The organism is Longimonas sp., from assembly GCF_046498435.1.
GTDB lineage: Bacteria > Bacteroidota > Rhodothermia > Rhodothermales > Salinibacteraceae > Longimonas.
Genome location: NZ_JAWOAR010000338.1, coordinates 1 through 15,957, shown reverse-complemented (window position 1 = coordinate 15,957; position 15,957 = coordinate 1). Strand labels below are relative to the sequence as shown.

The following is a 15,957-nucleotide window of genomic DNA, read 5'->3' as shown; positions in this document are numbered from 1 at the left end:
CGGGTAGAAGCCGGTTACTTGGAGTAGAGCTCCACAATCAGTTGGGCTTCTATATTTTCCGGAATCTCGTCAACTTCTGGAAGCCGAATGACGCGTCCTTTCGCGTTGCCGTGGTCAACTTCAAGCCACGGGAAGACACGGCGCTGCCGCTCGGTGTTTTCCTGAATGGGCTCGATGTTCTTGCTGCGCGGCCGCACTTCAATGACGTCGTCGACGCTTACCTCGTACGACGGGATGTCAACCGGGCGGTCGTTAACGAGCAGGTGGCCATGGTTCACAAACTGGCGAGCCTGGCGACGCGTGCGTCCGAATCCCATACGGAACACAATGTTATCGAGACGCATCTCCAGCATCTGCAGAAGCACGTCGCCCGTTACGCCACGCTTGCGAGCGGCTTTGTTAAACAGGTTCTTAAACTGCCGCTCCAGCAGGCCATAGGTGTACTTGGCCTTTTGCTTCTCTTTAAGCTGCACCGCATACTCGCTTTCGCGACGACGACGCCCCCGGCCATGTTGCCCCGGCGGGTATGGCTTACGCTCCAGTGCTTTACTCGGCCCAAAAATGGGCTCTTTGAATCGGCGTGCGACTTTTTGTTTTGGGCCTCGGTATCGAGCCATGTGACGTTTGGTAGTGTGTCTTCAAATGAAGGGGTGTAGTACGCAGACGAACGAGAAGCGCCTCATCAGCTCAGCGCAAATGTCTACTCGCATGTGTTACTACGCGAGTACTGCGCGAGCAGTCTGCTCGGTTTTACACGCGGCGGCGCTTTGGAGGACGGCAGCCGTTATGCGGAAGCGGCGTTACGTCGCGGATGGTGGCCACATCGAGGCCAACGTCAGAGAGTGCCCGCACGGCGCCTTCGCGTCCTGAACCCGGCCCTTTCACGTATACATCTACACGGCGCAGGCCAAGGTCATACGCTTCTTGCGCAGCGGCCTGCCCGGCGCGCTGGGCAGCATATGGCGTATTCTTGCGGCTGCCTTTGAATCCCATCTTGCCTGCACTGGCCCACGAAATCGTGTTGCCGTACTGGTCGGTGAGGGTAATGATGACGTTGTTGAACGTGGACTTGATGTAAGCCCGTCCGTTCGACTCAACAACGACGTTTTTCTTTCGGACGTTGCGTTTTCCTTTTTTGCCTTTTCCTTTTGCCATAACAGGGTCGTGTATCTTGGATGCGAGGGCGATGCGGAAGGACGATGCAGAGCGCTACTTACGGGGGGCGGTCTTCTTACCAGCCACCGTTTTGCGCTTACCCTTGCGTGTGCGTGCATTCGTCTGCGTTCGCTGCCCACGCACAGGAAGTCCTTTCCGATGACGCTGGCCGCGGTAGCACCCGATGTCTTTGAGGCGCTTGATGTTCATCTGCACTTCGGTGCGCAGTTGACCTTCTACGACGTACTCCTCCTCAATGAGGCGGCGCACTTCGCGCGTCTCCGCATCAGTCCACTTCCGCGGATGTGCGTCTTTGTCCACATCGGCACGGTCCAATATTTCTTGTGCACGCGATTGGCCTACGCCGAAGATTTCGGTCAAGGCAATTTCGCCGCGCTTGTGTTCAGGAATGTCTACTCCAGCAATTCGGGGCATAAGAAGTCGTATCTAATCGGGTCGCAAACGAAAAATGGGGGCAAGTAGCAGGCACAAGGTGCAGAAGCGTCACATACACCGCAGGTTTATCTGCGCGGCACGTGAGCACGACACAGCCGCATAAGCAGCATCGCTACAGACAGCATTACTTGCATTACTTGTAGCGATACACAATGCGACCTTTCGACAGGTCGTAGGGCGAGAGTTCTACCTTGACGCGATCACCTGGCAGAATCTTGATGTAGTTCATCCGCATTTTGCCGGACAGCAGACCGAGAATCTCGTGTCCGTTTTCCAGTTCAACGCGGAACTGCGCATTAGGAAGCGCCTCGAGCACCTCTCCGTCTTGTTCAATGGCTTCTTCTTTGGCCATGGGCTATGCTGATTCTGAAACAGTCAGTTGATAAGGGGGCGTGCGTACCGCTTCGATATAATCGAACGTACTGAGGATCTCATATCCGTCACTATGCACGGCTACCATATGCTCGTAATGGGCCGAGGGCGTTCGGTCAGCAGTGCGTACCGTCCAACCATCAGCATCGGTCGTCACCTCATCATCGCCGATATTTATCATGGGTTCAATGCAGATAACGAGCCCAGGTTTTATACGTCGCCCAGTACCAGGGGTACCATAGTTGGGAACTTGGGGCTCTTCCCACAGACTTCGCCCAACGCCATGTCCGCAGAGGGCCTTTACGATACCATATCCCTCGCAGGCGGATTCGACGGCATGTCCAATATCGCCAATGCGCTTCCCGGCGCGGGCCTGTTCGATGCCGGCGTGCAACCCACGGTACGTTGTGTTGCAGAGCGCTTTTTTGGCATCCGAAATTTCGCCAATGGCAAACGTGTATGCACTGTCTCCAATGAAACCGTCGAGCACTACGCCGCAGTCGATTGAGAGCAGGTCGCCCTCACGTAGCGGGGTATCATCTGGAATACCGTGCACAACGGCATCGTTTACGGATACGCACAGCGTAGCCGGAAAGACGTTGCTTCCCGCTTTGTGGCCTTTGAATGCAGGTTCTGCATCGTGTGTTCGTATAAAGTCTTCCGCAATGGCATCCAACTCCAGCGGCGTAACGCCGGGCTCTACATGTTTAGCAATTTCGCCCAGCGTGCGCCCAACCAAGTCGGCGCTGGCACGCAGGCGTTCGATCTCGCGTTTGCTTTTCAGTTGAACCATGTGGCGTCGAATAAAGCCGGGAAGGTACTTCGTCCAGTTCATCGTCATCCGCGGCGACCGCGCATCTTACCGCTTTTCATGAAGCCGTCGTAGTGACGCATGAGCAGATGACTCTCAATCTGCTGCAAGGTGTCGAGCGTCACCTGTACCAGAATAAGCAAGCTGGTGCCGCCAAAGAACATCGCAAAGTTCTGCGACACGCCCGCCTGCATCGCAAAAGCAGGCAGAATAGCAACGAAGCCGAGGAAGACCGATCCTGGAAGTGTGACACGCGTGAGGATGTTGTCGATAAACTCACTGGTCTGCTTCCCTGGTCGAATGCCCGGAATAAAGCCGCCCTGACGTTTCATTGTGTCGGCCATTTCTTTCGGGTTCACCGTAATGGCCGTGTAGAAGTAGGTAAAGAAGAACGTCATCCAGAAGAAGACAAACGAGTACCCAAACCCGGAGATGTCAGAGAACCAGCTGCCCAGGTTCTGCATGAACGGACTTTCAGGGAAGAACGCAGCCACTGTCGATGGGATGAACATGATCGACTGCGCAAAGATAATCGGCATTACCCCTGCTGCATTCACACGAATCGGGAGGTACTGCGTTGTACCGCCGTACACCTTTCGCCCAACAACCCGCTTGGCATATTGCACCGGAATCCGGCGGATGCCTTGCGAAACCAGTACAATGCCGCCCGTAATGAGCGTCCACATACCGATTTCGAGCAGGAAGATAAAGAAGTTATTCGACAGGTTAAATTCGTTGATGACGGCATTGGGCAGGAAGGCAATAATCCCAATGGTAATGAGCAACGAGATGCCGTTGCCGATACCGTCTTCCGAGATCCGCTCGCCAAGCCACATCACGAACACCGTACCGGAGGTAAGCACAATGACCGTAGTGACGATAAACCACGTCGGCCCAATTACAATAGCAGAGCCTGTAGCTCCGTACTGAAGATTAATCGCGTACCCAATCGACTGGAGTGACGTAATCCCGACGGTCAGGTAACGCGTAATCTGCGTCATTTTCCGCCGGCCTTCCTCGCCTTCGCGTTTCAGCTTCTGAAAGTAGGGGACAACGGCCCCCATAAGCTGAATAATAATCGCAGCCGTAATGTACGGCATGATGCCCAGTGCAAAAATACCGGCCTGCAAGAAAGCTCCTCCAACAAACATGTCGAGGAACCCAAACAAACCAGCGTCTCCGCTCTGCGCATTCACCTCCGAGAGGACCTGCGCATCCACCCCCGGAAGGGTGACGTAGGCCCCAATGCGGTAGATGACGAAGAGGCCGAGCGTATACATAATACGCTGGCGCAGCTCTTCGACTTTCCAGATGTTACGAAAACTTTCGGCAAGACCAGCCATACGAAGGGGCATTCTCTGGCAGACGTGCGTGCAGCGGAAGCACGCCTGCCGATGGGTGGGGATTCCTACTCAAGGTGCGTGGCACGACCGCCGGCATCTTCAATCTTACGTTCGGCGCTGCTGCTAAACGCGTGGGCGGAGATCTCAACCGCGACCGAGAGCTCGCCATCGCCCAGCACTTTCACGCGCTCGGCACTGCGCACCGCTCCTGCTTCTTCCAGCACGTCGGGCGTGATTGTCGTATCCACATCAAGCACGCCTTCGTCAATCAGACGAGCAATGCGGCTGATATTCACGATGCTGTACTCGGTAGGAAAGGGGTTGTTGAAACCAAACTTCGGTACGCGACGATGTAGCGGCATCTGTCCACCCTCGAACCAGAGCGGGCGGTTTTTACTTCCCGACCGGCTCGACTGGCCCTTGGTGCCACGCGTGGAACTGTGGCCACCACGGCCCGATCCAACGCCACGTCCTAAACGCTTTTTCTTATGTGTGGCCCCTTTTGCAGGGGAAAGGTTGCTAAGATCCATATCGGTAAAGGCTCAGCGCCAATGCGTCTGCATTGGCCCATGATCGGAAATAAACGAGTGAGACAAGCCGCGCCGCTATACGAAACCGTCTATGTAAGGCTGTAACCTGCACGGTTACGCCTCGCTCCCCTCAGCGTTTTCAGGCTCGGGAGTTTCTTCTTCAGGAGTTTCTTCCTTGGGAGCTTCTTCTGCGTTTTCAGGCTCGGACGGGGCAGCGTCATGTTCTTCAACGGCGATCAGATGCTGCACCTTTGCAATCATACCACGAATCTGTGGTGTATCACGATGTTCAACGGTATCGTGTGGATGGCGCAAACCGAGAGCTTGCATGGTACGGCGCTGCCGCTCAGAACGACGGTTCAGGCTCCGCACCTGGGTAAGTTTAAGAGTAGCCATAGTAGTTTGAATCAGGGAGCATTCAGGTCTGGCAGATACACACAGGCAGGCCGTTTATCCGTTAAACACTTTTTCAAGCGGGATACCGCGGCGACGGGCTACTTCCATAGCATCTTCCAGGGATTCAAGGGCGTTGATGGTTGCCTTCACCTGGTTGTGTGGATTGCTGGTCCCAATCGACTTAGACAAGACATTGGTCAGCCCCGCACATTCAAGCACAGCACGTACACCGCCGCCTGCAATAACGCCGGTACCGGGAGCAGCCGGCTTCAGCAGCACTTTGCCTGCGTCCTGACGGCCAATCACCTTGTGCGGAATTGTGCCATCGCGAATTGGTACGCGAATGAGGTTTTTCTTTGCGTCCTCATTGCCTTTCGAGATTGCACTGGCGACCTGGTTGGCTTTCCCCAACCCGGCTCCTACGAGACCGTCTTCATTACCTACGACAACGATTGCGTTGAACGAGAAGCGACGCCCCCCCTTCACCACTTTCGATACCCGGTTGATCGCTACAAGGCGATCGACCCAGTTTTCTTGCCGCTTGTCTGCGTTGATGCGTTTTCGTCCTTTGGCCATAATTGGCTACTTATCTACAGGAATGGTGTGCAGCGGAATCGTTACAGGTACCCTGTTAAAAATGCAAGCCACCTTCGCGTGCACCTTCAGCAAGAGCCTTCACGCGCCCATGATACTTGTACCCCCCTCGGTCAAACACAGCACGGTCAATGCCTTCGTCTTGGGCACGCTCAGCCAGTATCTGGCCTACGGCATGGCTTGCTTCGGTTGGGTTTTCGGCGTCAATACCATCTTCTTTGCTCGACGCCGCCGCCAGGGTGTGTCCGGCCCAGTCGTCAATAAGCTGGGCATAGATGTATTGGTTTGACCGGTACACCGACAATCGCGGACGACGGTCCGTCCCCTGAATCGTTTGCCGGATATTTCGGTGAATGCGCTTGCGACGCGCTCGGGTTTCTTCTTTGCCTTTCGCCATTGGTACTATCAGGTTCGTTCTATTCAACAAGGTGCCGTGTCGCGGCGGTGCATCGCGTCGCCCAGCGTGTGCGAGCGCACAGGGTGCACAGGAAGCAAACAAATGCTATCGGGCAGCCGTCTTACCCGCCTTAAGCGGTACGTGCTCATCAACATACCGTACGCCCTTGCCTTTGTAGGGCTCTGGCGGACGTAAGTCGCGGATTTTGGCTGCGACTTGACCAACGAGCTGCTTGTCGATCCCCTCAACGGTAATGGTATCGTCTTTCCCACGCCCAGAGTCAACACTGATGTCAACCTCTTCAGGCGGCAGAAAGAAAATCGGATGCGAGAATCCAAGCGCAAGCTCAAGCGCCTCTCCACTAAGGGTGGCTCGATAGCCGACCCCTTTAATAGTAAGCTTTTTCTTGTATCCTTCCGTCACGCCCGTCACCATATTTAGGATGAGCGAGCGCGACATGCCATGAAGTGAGCGATGACGCTTCTGGTCGGTCGGTCGGTCAACGACAACCTCACCATCGTTAATGGTGATGACCATTTCCGGAGGGAGTTGCTCTGTCAGTTCCCCTTTAGGGCCATTGACAGTTACAACGTTTGTGTCGCTTACCGATACCGTTACGCTGTCGCTAAACGTAATGGGCTTGCTTCCTATGCGAGCCATGAAAAACACCTGTAGGTCAAGGTTGAACAATTGCGCGGATGCCGGCACGTGCCAGCGTTTAAAATACGCGAGCCAAAACTTCGCCGCCCACGCCAAACCGCCGTGCCTCCTTATCGCTCATTACACCGCGCGAGGTTGAGAGAATCGCGATGCCCAGTCCATTTTTCACGCGTGGCACTTCCGAGGCTTTCGCATACTCACGGAGCCCAGGCTTCGACACACGATCCAGAATCTGGATCGCCGGCTCGCCCGTCCGGTCATACTTCAGGTAGATGCGGAGACGCCCTTGCTTGCCATCTTCGATGTTGAGGTAGTTCTTGATATACCCCTTTTCCATCAAAATCTGGGTGATGGCACGCTTAAGGTTAGAAGCCGGAATTTCCACATACTGGTGGTTGGCCTGCTGCGCATTGCGAATGCGGGCCATGTAGTCGGCTACGGGATCGGAGATTCCACTCATCGTATGGTTATTTCATCTCTATGGTCGTAGGGGATGGCGTGCGTCGGCACGGTCGGAGGCGGAGCCGCTTGCTCATAGGCAACGTCAGGTATTTAATCAGCTCAACTGCCAGGGCGATCAAAGCAGCAGCGGTAAACGCTGTGCGACGCTCGGCAGGAGCACCTGTTACCAGCTCGCCTTTCGGATGCCGGGGATCTGGCCTTTCAAAGCAAGCTCGCGGAACACAATTCGGGATACACCAAACTCGCGCATGTAGCCGCGAACGCGCCCCGAGATAGGGCAACGGTTATTCTGGCGCACCGGACTTGCGTCACGAGGAAGCTTTTGGAGCTCGACCCATTGGCCTTCTTCTTTCAGTTTACGACGCTTTTCTTTGTACTTCTCGTAGGTTTCGCGGCGCTTCTTCTCTCGCGCGATCCAGCTTTTCTTGGCCATAGTTGGTAGCAGCTTACTTAGTCATTCAGAACGTGAGGAGTATTGGACTCTGCCAGCAGCCAGCATGTCACGCTGCCACAGCTTCGTCTTCCTCGCGGCGGACAAACGGCATGCCGAGTCCTTTGAGGAGCACGTATGCCTCTTCGTCGGTCTCGGCGGATGTCACAAACGTGACATCCATACCACTGACGCGGTCCACATCGTCTACACTGATTTCGGGAAAGATCGTCTGGTCGCTAATCCCGAGCGTATAGTTGCCTTGTCCGTCGAAACTGCGATCGGGCACGCCCTGAAAGTCACGCACGCCCGGAAGCGCCAGTGTGATTAGACGATCCAAGAACTCATACATGTAGGTTTGCCGCAGCGTAACGCGGGCCCCTACCGGAACGCCTTCGCGAATCCCAAAGTTGGAAATACTTTTCTTGGCACGCGTCACATCAGGGTGTTGCCCCGTAATAGCTCGGAGCTCTTCGATGGCATCATCGAGCAGCTTCGGGGTCTCTGCGGCCTCGCCTACGCCTTTGTTGATGCAAATCTTGGTGAGGCGCGGCGCACGCATCACATTGTCGTACCCGAATTGATCCATCAGATCGGGCAAGACTTCGTTTTGGTATGTTTCTTTTAGGCGTGGAGGGTTAGCCATAACGGTACTATAGGTCGGTTAATTCGCCGTACAAAAGTCGCAAAAGCGCGCCCATTGCAGATGGTGAAAATGATATAGCACGGAGAGGGGTTCCCCCTCCATACTCGTTTCATGCCAGGTTGAGCAGCTTAGTTGTCAAGCTCCTCACCGGTGGTTTTGGCATAGCGCACCCACTGCCCGCGCCCTGTCTCAGGGTCTTCGATCCGCCGGCGCCCAACCCGTGTTGGGTTCCCATCGCCGTCAATCGGGTTTACATTCGAGGCATGAATGGGGGCTTCCCGCTCAATGCGCCCGCCATCTGGGTTGGCCTGGCTCGGCTGCTCGTGAAAGACGCGCATGTTTACGCCCTCCACAATGACACGCTCGCGCTCCGGAAAGACGCGCAGAACTTTACCCGTGTATCCTTTCTCACGGTCTTCGCCTGCCGAGGGAGCCGACGTTATGGTCTTGTTTAGCATGACCATATCGCCTTTCTTTATGTGCAGCTTGCGCTGTTTATTTGATGTACGAGGCATAGGGCCTGGAGTCGTTATCGTCAATAGCAAAAACAGAAGGCAAACGCGCTACGCAGTCCGCACCGCATTAGAATGTTGGGCAGAGGAGGCGCAAGGGCGGTGCCTTAAGGCACGGTGCGTCAGTGCGTCTTAGAGCACTTCGGGAGCCAGCGACACAATCCGCATAAACTGCTTCTCGCGCAGCTCACGCGCCACCGGGCCGAACACACGGGTGCCCACGGGCTCGTTCTGGTCGTTGATCAGCACCGCCGCGTTCTCATCGAAGCGGATGTAGGAGCCGTCGCTACGCCCGACCTCCTTGCGTGCTCGCACCACCACAGCGGGGCTTACGTCTCCCTTTCCGACCGTTCCACCTGGAATGGCCGATTTTACGGAGACCATGATGCGGTCACCCAGGCTGGCGTAGCGGCGTCCGCTACTACCCAGCACTCGGATGCATTGCACTTCTTTTGCACCGCTGTTGTCGGCTACTTTCAGTCGTGATTCTTGCTGAATCATCGCGTGTCACACAGTTAGCTTTGAAGGAGGAGGTACAGGAAGCATGGAGGCGCTGAGGGAAATACGCAACATGCGCTTTCGCCTCGTATGCACAGTGCAGGCTTGATGAACCTATTGGTCCGCGCCCGCAGCGTGCTTCGGCATAAGCCCCATGGGCCAGCCGATTTACGCCGCACGCTCAATAATTTCTTCGAGACGCCACCGCTTTCGCTTGCTTAGCGGGCGCGTTTCCACAATGCGCACAATATCGCCTTCGGCAGCGGTTTCGTCTTCGTCGTGCACCAGCATTTTAGACGAGCGCTCCAGGTACTTGCCGTACATGGGGTGCTTCATCTGGCGACGCACATTGACGGAGATCGTCTTATCCATCTTTGTGCTCGTCACAATACCCACACGCTCTTTGCGTGCATTGCGTGTGGCAGACTCGGCGGGGGCGTCGATTTCGGGCGTATCAGGCATATCAGGTATCAAGGTATGAGAGCAGACAGGAAGCTACGCTTACGCGTCGACCTGTGCTTTCTTTTCGGTCAAAATGGTCTTCAGACACGCCACAAAGCGGCGCTTGGTGCGCAGCAGCATCGGGTTCTCGATGCGCCCATGCACGGAGTGGCGAAAGCGCAGCCTTTCAAGCTGGTCTTGCTCTTCTTCGATGCGTGTTTCGATCTCAGGAATACTAAGATCACGAACCTCTTTGGCTTTCATATTAACACAAGTCTATGACGTACAGATCGCAAGGAGCTGCGCAAAGCGACACTACGCTTCGTCGCGGTCGCGGTACATGGGGCGTACTACGAACTTGGTCTTAATCGGCAGCTTGTGCTTCCCCAGTCGCAGCGCCTCTTTGGCTACTTCGCGAGACACACCGCCCCCCACTTCGAACAACACCTGCCCAGGGTTTACAGGAGCCACGTAGAACTCAGGCGCGCCTTTTCCTTTCCCCATCCGCGTTTCCGCAGGCTTTTTCGTGACCGGCTTGTCTGGGAAGATCCGAATCCACACCTTACCGGCCCGCTTCATATAGCGATTGATTGCTACACGCGCCGACTCAATCTGGCGGCTAGAAATCTGTCCTGTTTCAAGGGCCTTCAGCGCAAAGTCGCCAAAGTTAATACGTGTGCCGCGCTGGGCATTGCCTTTTTTCAGGCCTTGCCGACGTTGCACCTTGCGATGTTTCGTTCGTTTGGGTTGTAGCATGGGAGTATTAAGATTGTTGTCGCACGGGCCCGAGCCCGGCAACGCCTATTCATACGATTATGAGAGAGCAAGCAGGTTCGCCCTACGATTGCTTATCCACGGCCGCCTATCCGCGGCGACGGCGCCCACCACGGTTGCGTCCGCCACGACCGCCCCCACTTTGCTTCTGCTTGCGCTGCTGCGCTTGCACGTTGGGGCTAAGATCGGGCTGTCCGAGAATCTCACCGCGGTGAATCCACACCTTTACGCCGATGGTGCCGTAAATGGTAAGCGCTGTGGCTTTGGCGAAGTCAATGTCGGCGCGGATGGTGTGCAATGGCACACGGCCTTCGAGGTACTCCTCGATGCGCCCCATCTCGGCTCCTCCGAGACGGCCTGCCACACGAATACGGATGCCTTCGGCGCCCATGCGCATTGCAGCCGTCATGGCTTGCTTCATAGCACGGCGGTACGAGATCCGTCCCTCCAGTTGCTGTGCGATGTTTTTTGCTACCAGCATCGCGTCGAGTTCCGGACGCTTAATCTCGCTGATGTTAATCTGGATGTCTTTGCCGGTCAGGCGTTTCAGCTCTTCGCGAAGCTTCTCCACTTCGCTTCCGCCCCGCCCAATGACCACGCCCGGACGGCTCGTGTGCAGCGTCAGAATCACGCGCTTAGGCGTGCGCTCAATGACTGCACGACTCAGACCCGCACGGCGCAGGCGCGCATCCAGGTATTCGCGGATGGTGTAGTCTTCTTCGATGTTCTCTTGCAGGTTCTGCTCCGCATACCAGTTGGAATCCCAACCGCGGATGATGCCAAGCCGAAACCCGATCGGATGTGTTTTTTGACCCAAGGGTAGTACCTCGTTTACCTATACAATTGCAGCGATGGGCGGGATGCCCAGTAGGGGTGTTCAGCGGCAGCGCCGTTACGCAACCGGCTCTTGCTCGCGCACTTCTACCACAACAGTGAGATGTGTGGTGCGCTTGCGAATCGGTTTGGCGCGCCCCCGCGCCGCAGCCTTAAACCGCTTAAAGGTCGGCCCTTCGTCGGCACGAATCTCTTTGATGACAAGCTCGCTCTCGTTAAAGCGTTCGTCGTGCTTATCCATCAGGTTAAACACGGCCGACCGGATCGTTTTCTCTACAACATCGGTCGGCTTCTGCGGCAAGAAGCTCAGGATGTTAATCGCTTCTGGCACCGTGCGGCCACGCACCACGTTGATGACGCGCCGCACTTTCATCGGCGAGTTCCGAATATATTTCTGTACAGCTCGTGCTTCCATAGCATTGGTCGGTTTGATGGAGGCGCAGTGCCTGCGGCTTCCGCACGCACACGCCAAACGTGATTAGGCGCGCCGCGTCCGCTTGTCTACTTTCGACTTGGCGTGGCCGCTGAATGTACGCGTGGGGGCGAACTCCCCCAGCTTGTGCCCCACCATGTTCTCAGACACATACACCGGTATAAACTGCCGGCCGTTGTGCACTGCAAAGGTGTGACCCACAAAATCGGGGGTAATGATGGAGTCGCGGCTCCAGGTCTTCACCACCTTCTTGCTATTGGACTCGTTGAGTGCGTCTACTTTGCGTTGCAGCTTGTAGTAGACGTAAGGGCCTTTGCGTAAAGAGCGAGGCATAATGCAGGGTGTGGTCTTTCGGTAGCGTGTGGGATGCTGCGGCAGCGAGGTTATCGGCGCTTCTTGCGCTCGGTACGCCGCCGAATGATGTATTTGTTGGAGGTCTTGTTGCGCTTCCGCGTCTTATAGCCTTTTGCAGGTACGCCCTTGCGTGAGCGTGGATGTCCGCCCGAGGCACGGCCTTCGCCTCCCCCCATGGGGTGGTCAACAGGGTTCATGGCTACGCCTCGTGTGCGGGGGCGGCGTCCCAGCCAACGCTTCCGCCCGGCTTTGCCGAGCATCACGTTCATGTGGTCTACGTTGCTGGTCGTTCCTACCGTAGCACGGCATTCGGCCGGCACCACGCGCGTTTCTCCAGAGGGCAGTTGCAGCGTTGCAAACTTGCCTTCGCGTGCGGTAAGACGCGCCTCGGTCCCGGCGGCTCGGGCCATCTGTGCACCCTTACCTGGCTTCATTTCAATAGCGTGTACGACCGTACCCAATGGCATTTTGGAGAGCGGAAGGCAGTTGCCCACATCGGGGCTTGCTGCCGGGCCACTCATTACCGTGGTCCCCACTTCGATTCCATCAGGTGCGATGATGTATCGTTTCTCGCCATCGGCATACACCAAGAGGGCGATGCGTGCCGACCGGTTCGGGTCGTATTCGACCGTGGCTACGCGTGCCGGGATGTTGTCTTTCCGGCGCTTGAAATCAATCTTACGGTAGCGCCGCTTGTGGCCTCCGCCGCGGTAACGCATGGTCATGCGGCCTTGGTTATTGCGGCCACCTGACTTATGCAGCGGTTCCAGCAGACTTTTTTCGGGTTCGGTCTCCGTGATGTCATCGAAGCCCGACACCGAACGTTGGCGCTGGCTATTTATGTTGGGTTTCAGCTTTTTAATCGACATAGGCCAGTGGGGTGCTTGTGCGGAAGCGCATCTCCGCGGTAATCAGTTCAATGCGTAGGCGAACACAGGACAAACAGCCGTTATACGTCTTCGAAGAAATCGATCTCCGCATATTCGGGATCAATCTCAACAATGGCTTTCTTGAAGCCGGAGGTTCGGCCTTCAATCATCGACCCTTGCCGAAACTGACGCCGCCGCTTTCCGGGCACGATTTGAGTGCGCACATTCGTTACGCGCACGCCTTCGTAGCGCCGTTCAACAGCCGCACGGATCTGTGGCTTTGTAGCCGCCAGATTCACGACGAAGGAATACTTGCCTTCGTACATCTGTTCGGTCGCTTTTTCCGTAAGGTGCGGTTCAATGAGAATACGATTACTCATAGGTCAACAAAGGTCCAAAAGGTGAGCGAGACGGCGCGCAGCTAATCGTTACGCCGCCTGGGGCGCAACCGCCAGCAGATCGGTAAGGTAATTGAGAGCACCATGTTGCATCAGCACAGCATCGGCATCCAACACGTCGATGGTAGAAAGACTCTGCACTTCGCGCACGTTCACCTTCGAGAGGTTACGTGCCGACAGATAGATCTCTTTTTCGACATCCGTTGTCACGATGAGCACCTTGGAGTCGCTCAGGTCATGGAGCGATAGGAGGCTCCGCAGATCTCCGGTACTGGGTGTGTCCATGCTAAAGTCTTCGGTCACATACAAGGCATCGTTCTGGGCCTTGTAGGAGAGTGCAGAACGCCGTGCGAGGCGCGAGGTCTTTTTGTTGACCTTCTGCGAGTACGAGCGCGGGCGCGGCCCATGTGCACGGCCACCAGTTTGCCGAATCGGTGATTTTGCATCGCCAGCACGCGCATTACCCGTGCCCTTTTGGCGATAGAGTTTGCGCCGACTTCCGCGCACATCGCTGCGCTCTTTGGTTTTGTGCGTGCCTTGACGTTGGTTCGCCTGAATCCGCTTTACATCCAGCCAGATGACGTGGTCATTCGGTTCGATGTTGAACACAGACGAATCAAGCGTCACCGTTTGGCCCGATGCGGCGCCGTCTTCTTGTATAATCTCGAGATCCATGGTGTAGTACTTGTGCAGAAGGTGCAATCACTCGGTGCGGTACGGTCCCTTCGTTCCGCTGTTTTAGCGGCGGGGCGTTATTTCTTGTGAAGCTCCACATAGCTGTTTTTCGCGCCGGGCACAGAGCCTTTCACGAGCACAGCATTGTGGTCCGGCAGAATCTGAACAATCTCCAGGTTCTTAATCATTGTACGGTCATTGCCTGTACGTCCGCCCATGCGCGTTCCCTTGAACACACGCGAGGGATCGGCAGAGGCGCCTACCGAGCCGGAATGACGCTGCTGGTCTGACTGGCCATGCGTACGCATTCCCACTCCAGCAAAGCCGTGGCGCTTCACAACACCCTGAAAGCCTTTCCCTTTCGAGATGCCGACCACATTGATCACTTCGCCTTCCTCGAACACATCATCAGGATGCAGCTCATCACCGCGTTTGAGCGCCTCGTCGGTGCGGTCAAACTCGGTAACTTTGCGCTTTGGCTCGGTGCCAGCGCTGGCAAAGTGACCTTGCATCGCTTTCGTCGTGTTCTTTTCCGGCTTGCTATCAAAGGCAAGCTGTACCGCATCGTAGCCGTCGGGGCCGCTTTCGGTTTTTACCTGGGTTACCAGGTTCGGCCCAGCCTCGATGACGGTACACGCAATGTTATTGCCTGCGTCGTCAAACACGCTGGTCATTCCTATCTTTTTGCCAATCAGTCCGCTACTCATGACGGTCGGTCAATTATGCCGGTCAGTAAATTCAGGTCGGGATGCGAGGCGCAGTGCACACTCGCCATATCAGTCGTTGCGTTCAGTCGTTGCGCTCAATCTGAAGTCGGGCCCCATCGGTATCGCTCCAGGTGAGCGTAGGGAACAGCACACGCAGAAGCGGAGCCGGCCCCTGCACCCCTGGTCCCGATACCAGGCGGGCTCGTGTTCCGGTTCGGACGTCGAGCGTCCATACAATGTCGGTTTCGAATCCGCTAACGAAGGCGATCTCATTTGAACGCACTTCCTGAACCTGACCTTCTATGTGCAGAGTGTCCGATTCAGATGTCCGCGTGCCCGCTACGATGTAACGGGCTGGATCGCCGTTTTCAATAGTTAGCGTGGGAGGCTCAGTGTATTGCGAGCGCAGCGCTTCGGTTAGATCGCCTCGCGGCCCGAGTGCCTCCAGTTCGGTAATCTCCCAGGTACCATCGAGGGCCTGTAACTGCGCATCTTCGGGCGCTGTTGTGCAGCCCGCTATGGCTCCGAAAAGCGCGAGCAGAATCAGAAGCTCGCCGCTTCTCGCTTGCAAAGCTATCATACCTTGATCTCTACATCAACTCCACTGGGGAGCTCCAGCTTCATCAGTGCATCGACGGTTTCGCTGTTCGACGAGAGAATGTCGATCAGACGCTTGTGGTGGCGCCGCTCAAACTGCTCACGGCTTTTCTTGTCAACATGCGGGCCGCGCAATACCGTATACACTTTCTTTTTCGTCGGCAAGGGAATAGGCCCGCTTACCACCGCACCCGTCGACTTGACCGTCCGAATAATCTTTTCGGCGCTCTTATCGATCAGCATGTGGTCGTACGACTTCAGCTTGATACGTATCTTTTGCTGGGTGGCCATTGCAGTGGGTCAGTTTCAGCAGATGCAAGTGAATGGGTGGGCAAGCAAGGCTTGCCCACCGCTGGCAAGGTATGGACGTCTTAGTCGAGGATATCGGTGACGACGCCAGCGCCGACGGTGTGTCCGCCTTCGCGAATCGCAAAGCGCAGGCCTTCCTCCAACGCAACCGGCTGGATCAACTCCACCGTAAACGTCGCGTTGTCGCCCGGCATCACCATCTCAACGCCTTCCTCCAACTCAATGTCTCCCGTCACGTCCGTCGTACGGAAGTAAAACTGCGGGCGGTATCCCGGGAAGAACGGCGTGTGGCGCCCGCCCTCGT

At 56.1% G+C, this 15,957-nt stretch carries 28 protein-coding genes and 1 pseudogene; all 29 read right to left on the bottom strand.

Annotated elements, in window-relative coordinates; all coding sequences use genetic code 11:
- Positions 1–14: 14 nt before the first annotated feature.
- The gene (gene rpsD / locus R6U20_RS13205) at positions 15–617 is read right to left on the bottom strand and encodes a 30S ribosomal protein S4 (RefSeq protein WP_410338308.1); all 603 of its coding nucleotides are present in this window, start codon (positions 615–617) and stop codon (positions 15–17) included.
- A 133-nt stretch (positions 618–750) separates the two neighbouring features.
- Entirely contained in the window at positions 751–1,155 is a 405-nt protein-coding gene (gene rpsK / locus R6U20_RS13200; RefSeq protein WP_410338307.1) for a 30S ribosomal protein S11, read from the bottom strand.
- A 54-nt stretch (positions 1,156–1,209) separates the two neighbouring features.
- Positions 1,210–1,590 (bottom strand): 30S ribosomal protein S13, encoded by a 381-nt coding sequence (gene rpsM / locus R6U20_RS13195; RefSeq protein WP_410338306.1) that lies wholly within the window; start codon positions 1,588–1,590, stop codon positions 1,210–1,212.
- 154 nt (positions 1,591–1,744) lie between these two features.
- Positions 1,745–1,963 carry a translation initiation factor IF-1 gene (gene infA / locus R6U20_RS13190; protein ID WP_098063378.1) on the bottom strand — a complete coding sequence of 73 codons (219 nt, stop codon included), beginning with the start codon at positions 1,961–1,963 and terminating at the stop codon, positions 1,745–1,747.
- A gap of 3 nt (positions 1,964–1,966) precedes the next feature.
- The gene (gene map, locus R6U20_RS13185; RefSeq protein WP_410338305.1) at positions 1,967–2,776 is read right to left on the bottom strand and encodes a type I methionyl aminopeptidase; all 810 of its coding nucleotides are present in this window, start codon (positions 2,774–2,776) and stop codon (positions 1,967–1,969) included.
- Between the two features lie 44 nt (positions 2,777–2,820).
- A complete protein-coding gene (gene secY, locus R6U20_RS13180; RefSeq protein WP_410338304.1) occupies positions 2,821–4,137 on the bottom strand; it encodes a preprotein translocase subunit SecY in 1,317 nt (438 codons plus the stop codon).
- 65 nt (positions 4,138–4,202) lie between these two features.
- Entirely contained in the window at positions 4,203–4,667 is a 465-nt protein-coding gene (gene rplO, locus R6U20_RS13175; protein ID WP_410338303.1) for a 50S ribosomal protein L15, read from the bottom strand.
- A gap of 114 nt (positions 4,668–4,781) precedes the next feature.
- Complete coding sequence (gene rpmD / locus R6U20_RS13170) at positions 4,782–5,063, bottom strand: 50S ribosomal protein L30 (RefSeq protein ID WP_410338302.1); 282 nt, start codon at positions 5,061–5,063, stop codon at positions 4,782–4,784.
- 54 nt (positions 5,064–5,117) lie between these two features.
- Positions 5,118–5,639, bottom strand: a complete 522-nt coding sequence (gene rpsE / locus R6U20_RS13165) for a 30S ribosomal protein S5 (protein WP_410338301.1) — start codon at positions 5,637–5,639, stop codon at positions 5,118–5,120.
- A 55-nt stretch (positions 5,640–5,694) separates the two neighbouring features.
- Positions 5,695–6,054 carry a 50S ribosomal protein L18 gene (rplR, locus tag R6U20_RS13160; protein ID WP_410338300.1) on the bottom strand — a complete coding sequence of 120 codons (360 nt, stop codon included), beginning with the start codon at positions 6,052–6,054 and terminating at the stop codon, positions 5,695–5,697.
- Positions 6,055–6,159: 105 nt separating this feature from the next.
- Entirely contained in the window at positions 6,160–6,714 is a 555-nt protein-coding gene (gene rplF / locus R6U20_RS13155) for a 50S ribosomal protein L6 (RefSeq protein WP_410338299.1), read from the bottom strand.
- Between the two features lie 58 nt (positions 6,715–6,772).
- Positions 6,773–7,174, bottom strand: a complete 402-nt coding sequence (gene rpsH / locus R6U20_RS13150; protein WP_410338298.1) for a 30S ribosomal protein S8 — start codon at positions 7,172–7,174, stop codon at positions 6,773–6,775.
- A gap of 165 nt (positions 7,175–7,339) precedes the next feature.
- Positions 7,340–7,609, bottom strand: a complete 270-nt coding sequence (rpsN, locus tag R6U20_RS13145; protein ID WP_410338297.1) for a 30S ribosomal protein S14 — start codon at positions 7,607–7,609, stop codon at positions 7,340–7,342.
- Between the two features lie 67 nt (positions 7,610–7,676).
- Positions 7,677–8,252, bottom strand: a complete 576-nt coding sequence (gene rplE, locus R6U20_RS13140; RefSeq protein WP_410338296.1) for a 50S ribosomal protein L5 — start codon at positions 8,250–8,252, stop codon at positions 7,677–7,679.
- Between the two features lie 128 nt (positions 8,253–8,380).
- On the bottom strand, positions 8,381–8,767 hold the full coding sequence (rplX, locus tag R6U20_RS13135) for a 50S ribosomal protein L24 (RefSeq protein ID WP_410338295.1): 387 nt from the start codon (positions 8,765–8,767) through the stop codon (positions 8,381–8,383).
- A 129-nt stretch (positions 8,768–8,896) separates the two neighbouring features.
- Positions 8,897–9,265, bottom strand: coding sequence for a 50S ribosomal protein L14 (gene rplN, locus R6U20_RS13130; protein ID WP_410338294.1), 369 nt, complete (start codon positions 9,263–9,265; stop codon positions 8,897–8,899).
- A gap of 165 nt (positions 9,266–9,430) precedes the next feature.
- Positions 9,431–9,724, bottom strand: coding sequence for a 30S ribosomal protein S17 (gene rpsQ, locus R6U20_RS13125; RefSeq protein ID WP_410338293.1), 294 nt, complete (start codon positions 9,722–9,724; stop codon positions 9,431–9,433).
- A 39-nt stretch (positions 9,725–9,763) separates the two neighbouring features.
- A complete protein-coding gene (gene rpmC, locus R6U20_RS13120; RefSeq protein ID WP_410338292.1) occupies positions 9,764–9,967 on the bottom strand; it encodes a 50S ribosomal protein L29 in 204 nt (67 codons plus the stop codon).
- A gap of 51 nt (positions 9,968–10,018) precedes the next feature.
- The gene (gene rplP, locus R6U20_RS13115; RefSeq protein WP_410338291.1) at positions 10,019–10,459 is read right to left on the bottom strand and encodes a 50S ribosomal protein L16; all 441 of its coding nucleotides are present in this window, start codon (positions 10,457–10,459) and stop codon (positions 10,019–10,021) included.
- Between the two features lie 106 nt (positions 10,460–10,565).
- Positions 10,566–11,294: a 30S ribosomal protein S3 gene (gene rpsC, locus R6U20_RS13110; protein WP_410338290.1), complete on the bottom strand. Its 729-nt coding sequence runs from the start codon at positions 11,292–11,294 to the stop codon at positions 10,566–10,568.
- Between the two features lie 75 nt (positions 11,295–11,369).
- Positions 11,370–11,726, bottom strand: a complete 357-nt coding sequence (rplV, locus tag R6U20_RS13105) for a 50S ribosomal protein L22 (protein WP_410338289.1) — start codon at positions 11,724–11,726, stop codon at positions 11,370–11,372.
- 63 nt (positions 11,727–11,789) lie between these two features.
- On the bottom strand, positions 11,790–12,077 hold the full coding sequence (gene rpsS, locus R6U20_RS13100; protein ID WP_410338288.1) for a 30S ribosomal protein S19: 288 nt from the start codon (positions 12,075–12,077) through the stop codon (positions 11,790–11,792).
- 50 nt (positions 12,078–12,127) lie between these two features.
- Positions 12,128–12,967: a 50S ribosomal protein L2 gene (rplB, locus tag R6U20_RS13095; RefSeq protein ID WP_410338287.1), complete on the bottom strand. Its 840-nt coding sequence runs from the start codon at positions 12,965–12,967 to the stop codon at positions 12,128–12,130.
- A gap of 80 nt (positions 12,968–13,047) precedes the next feature.
- On the bottom strand, positions 13,048–13,347 hold the full coding sequence (rplW, locus tag R6U20_RS13090; RefSeq protein WP_410338286.1) for a 50S ribosomal protein L23: 300 nt from the start codon (positions 13,345–13,347) through the stop codon (positions 13,048–13,050).
- A gap of 48 nt (positions 13,348–13,395) precedes the next feature.
- Positions 13,396–14,040 (bottom strand): 50S ribosomal protein L4, encoded by a 645-nt coding sequence (rplD, locus tag R6U20_RS13085; RefSeq protein WP_410338285.1) that lies wholly within the window; start codon positions 14,038–14,040, stop codon positions 13,396–13,398.
- Between the two features lie 77 nt (positions 14,041–14,117).
- Positions 14,118–14,747: a 50S ribosomal protein L3 gene (gene rplC / locus R6U20_RS13080; RefSeq protein WP_410338284.1), complete on the bottom strand. Its 630-nt coding sequence runs from the start codon at positions 14,745–14,747 to the stop codon at positions 14,118–14,120.
- 82 nt (positions 14,748–14,829) lie between these two features.
- The gene (locus R6U20_RS13075; protein ID WP_410338283.1) at positions 14,830–15,327 is read right to left on the bottom strand and encodes a hypothetical protein; all 498 of its coding nucleotides are present in this window, start codon (positions 15,325–15,327) and stop codon (positions 14,830–14,832) included.
- Positions 15,324–15,635: a 30S ribosomal protein S10 gene (gene rpsJ / locus R6U20_RS13070; protein WP_098063350.1), complete on the bottom strand. Its 312-nt coding sequence runs from the start codon at positions 15,633–15,635 to the stop codon at positions 15,324–15,326. Before rpsJ ends, R6U20_RS13075 begins: the two co-directional genes overlap by 4 nt.
- Before the next feature lie 80 nt (positions 15,636–15,715).
- Positions 15,716–15,957 (bottom strand): annotated as a pseudogene (gene tuf, locus R6U20_RS13065) (elongation factor Tu); the annotation flags it as partial.

Excerpts from the sequence above, each read along its gene's own strand:
- infA (WP_098063378.1), bottom strand. The coding sequence starts at position 1,963 with ATGGCCAAAGAAGAAGCCATTGAACAAGACGGAGAGGTGCTCGAGGCG.
- rpsQ (WP_410338293.1), bottom strand. The coding sequence starts at position 9,724 with ATGCCTGATACGCCCGAAATCGACGCCCCCGCCGAGTCTGCCACACGC.
- rpsH (WP_410338298.1), bottom strand. The coding sequence starts at position 7,174 with ATGAGTGGAATCTCCGATCCCGTAGCCGACTACATGGCCCGCATTCGC.
- rpsN (WP_410338297.1), bottom strand. The coding sequence starts at position 7,609 with ATGGCCAAGAAAAGCTGGATCGCGCGAGAGAAGAAGCGCCGCGAAACC.
- rplP (WP_410338291.1), bottom strand. The coding sequence starts at position 10,459 with ATGCTACAACCCAAACGAACGAAACATCGCAAGGTGCAACGTCGGCAA.
- rpsK (WP_410338307.1), bottom strand. The coding sequence starts at position 1,155 with ATGGCAAAAGGAAAAGGCAAAAAAGGAAAACGCAACGTCCGAAAGAAA.
- map (WP_410338305.1), bottom strand. The coding sequence starts at position 2,776 with ATGGTTCAACTGAAAAGCAAACGCGAGATCGAACGCCTGCGTGCCAGC.
- rplB (WP_410338287.1), bottom strand. The coding sequence starts at position 12,967 with ATGTCGATTAAAAAGCTGAAACCCAACATAAATAGCCAGCGCCAACGT.
- rpsJ (WP_098063350.1), bottom strand. The coding sequence starts at position 15,635 with ATGGCCACCCAGCAAAAGATACGTATCAAGCTGAAGTCGTACGACCAC.
- rpsS (WP_410338288.1), bottom strand. The coding sequence starts at position 12,077 with ATGCCTCGCTCTTTACGCAAAGGCCCTTACGTCTACTACAAGCTGCAA.
- rplR (WP_410338300.1), bottom strand. The coding sequence starts at position 6,054 with ATGGCGAAAGGCAAAGAAGAAACCCGAGCGCGTCGCAAGCGCATTCAC.
- rplD (WP_410338285.1), bottom strand. The coding sequence starts at position 14,040 with ATGGATCTCGAGATTATACAAGAAGACGGCGCCGCATCGGGCCAAACG.
- rplX (WP_410338295.1), bottom strand. The coding sequence starts at position 8,767 with ATGCCTCGTACATCAAATAAACAGCGCAAGCTGCACATAAAGAAAGGC.
- R6U20_RS13075 (WP_410338283.1), bottom strand. The coding sequence starts at position 15,327 with ATGATAGCTTTGCAAGCGAGAAGCGGCGAGCTTCTGATTCTGCTCGCG.
- rpsD (WP_410338308.1), bottom strand. The coding sequence starts at position 617 with ATGGCTCGATACCGAGGCCCAAAACAAAAAGTCGCACGCCGATTCAAA.
- rpsE (WP_410338301.1), bottom strand. The coding sequence starts at position 5,639 with ATGGCCAAAGGACGAAAACGCATCAACGCAGACAAGCGGCAAGAAAAC.
- rpmC (WP_410338292.1), bottom strand. The coding sequence starts at position 9,967 with ATGAAAGCCAAAGAGGTTCGTGATCTTAGTATTCCTGAGATCGAAACA.
- rplN (WP_410338294.1), bottom strand. The coding sequence starts at position 9,265 with ATGATTCAGCAAGAATCACGACTGAAAGTAGCCGACAACAGCGGTGCA.
- rplW (WP_410338286.1), bottom strand. The coding sequence starts at position 13,347 with ATGAGTAATCGTATTCTCATTGAACCGCACCTTACGGAAAAAGCGACC.
- rplF (WP_410338299.1), bottom strand. The coding sequence starts at position 6,714 with ATGGCTCGCATAGGAAGCAAGCCCATTACGTTTAGCGACAGCGTAACG.
- rplC (WP_410338284.1), bottom strand. The coding sequence starts at position 14,747 with ATGAGTAGCGGACTGATTGGCAAAAAGATAGGAATGACCAGCGTGTTT.
- rplV (WP_410338289.1), bottom strand. The coding sequence starts at position 11,726 with ATGGAAGCACGAGCTGTACAGAAATATATTCGGAACTCGCCGATGAAA.
- rpsM (WP_410338306.1), bottom strand. The coding sequence starts at position 1,590 with ATGCCCCGAATTGCTGGAGTAGACATTCCTGAACACAAGCGCGGCGAA.
- rpmD (WP_410338302.1), bottom strand. The coding sequence starts at position 5,063 with ATGGCTACTCTTAAACTTACCCAGGTGCGGAGCCTGAACCGTCGTTCT.
- rplO (WP_410338303.1), bottom strand. The coding sequence starts at position 4,667 with ATGGATCTTAGCAACCTTTCCCCTGCAAAAGGGGCCACACATAAGAAA.
- rplE (WP_410338296.1), bottom strand. The coding sequence starts at position 8,252 with ATGGCTAACCCTCCACGCCTAAAAGAAACATACCAAAACGAAGTCTTG.
- secY (WP_410338304.1), bottom strand. The coding sequence starts at position 4,137 with ATGGCTGGTCTTGCCGAAAGTTTTCGTAACATCTGGAAAGTCGAAGAG.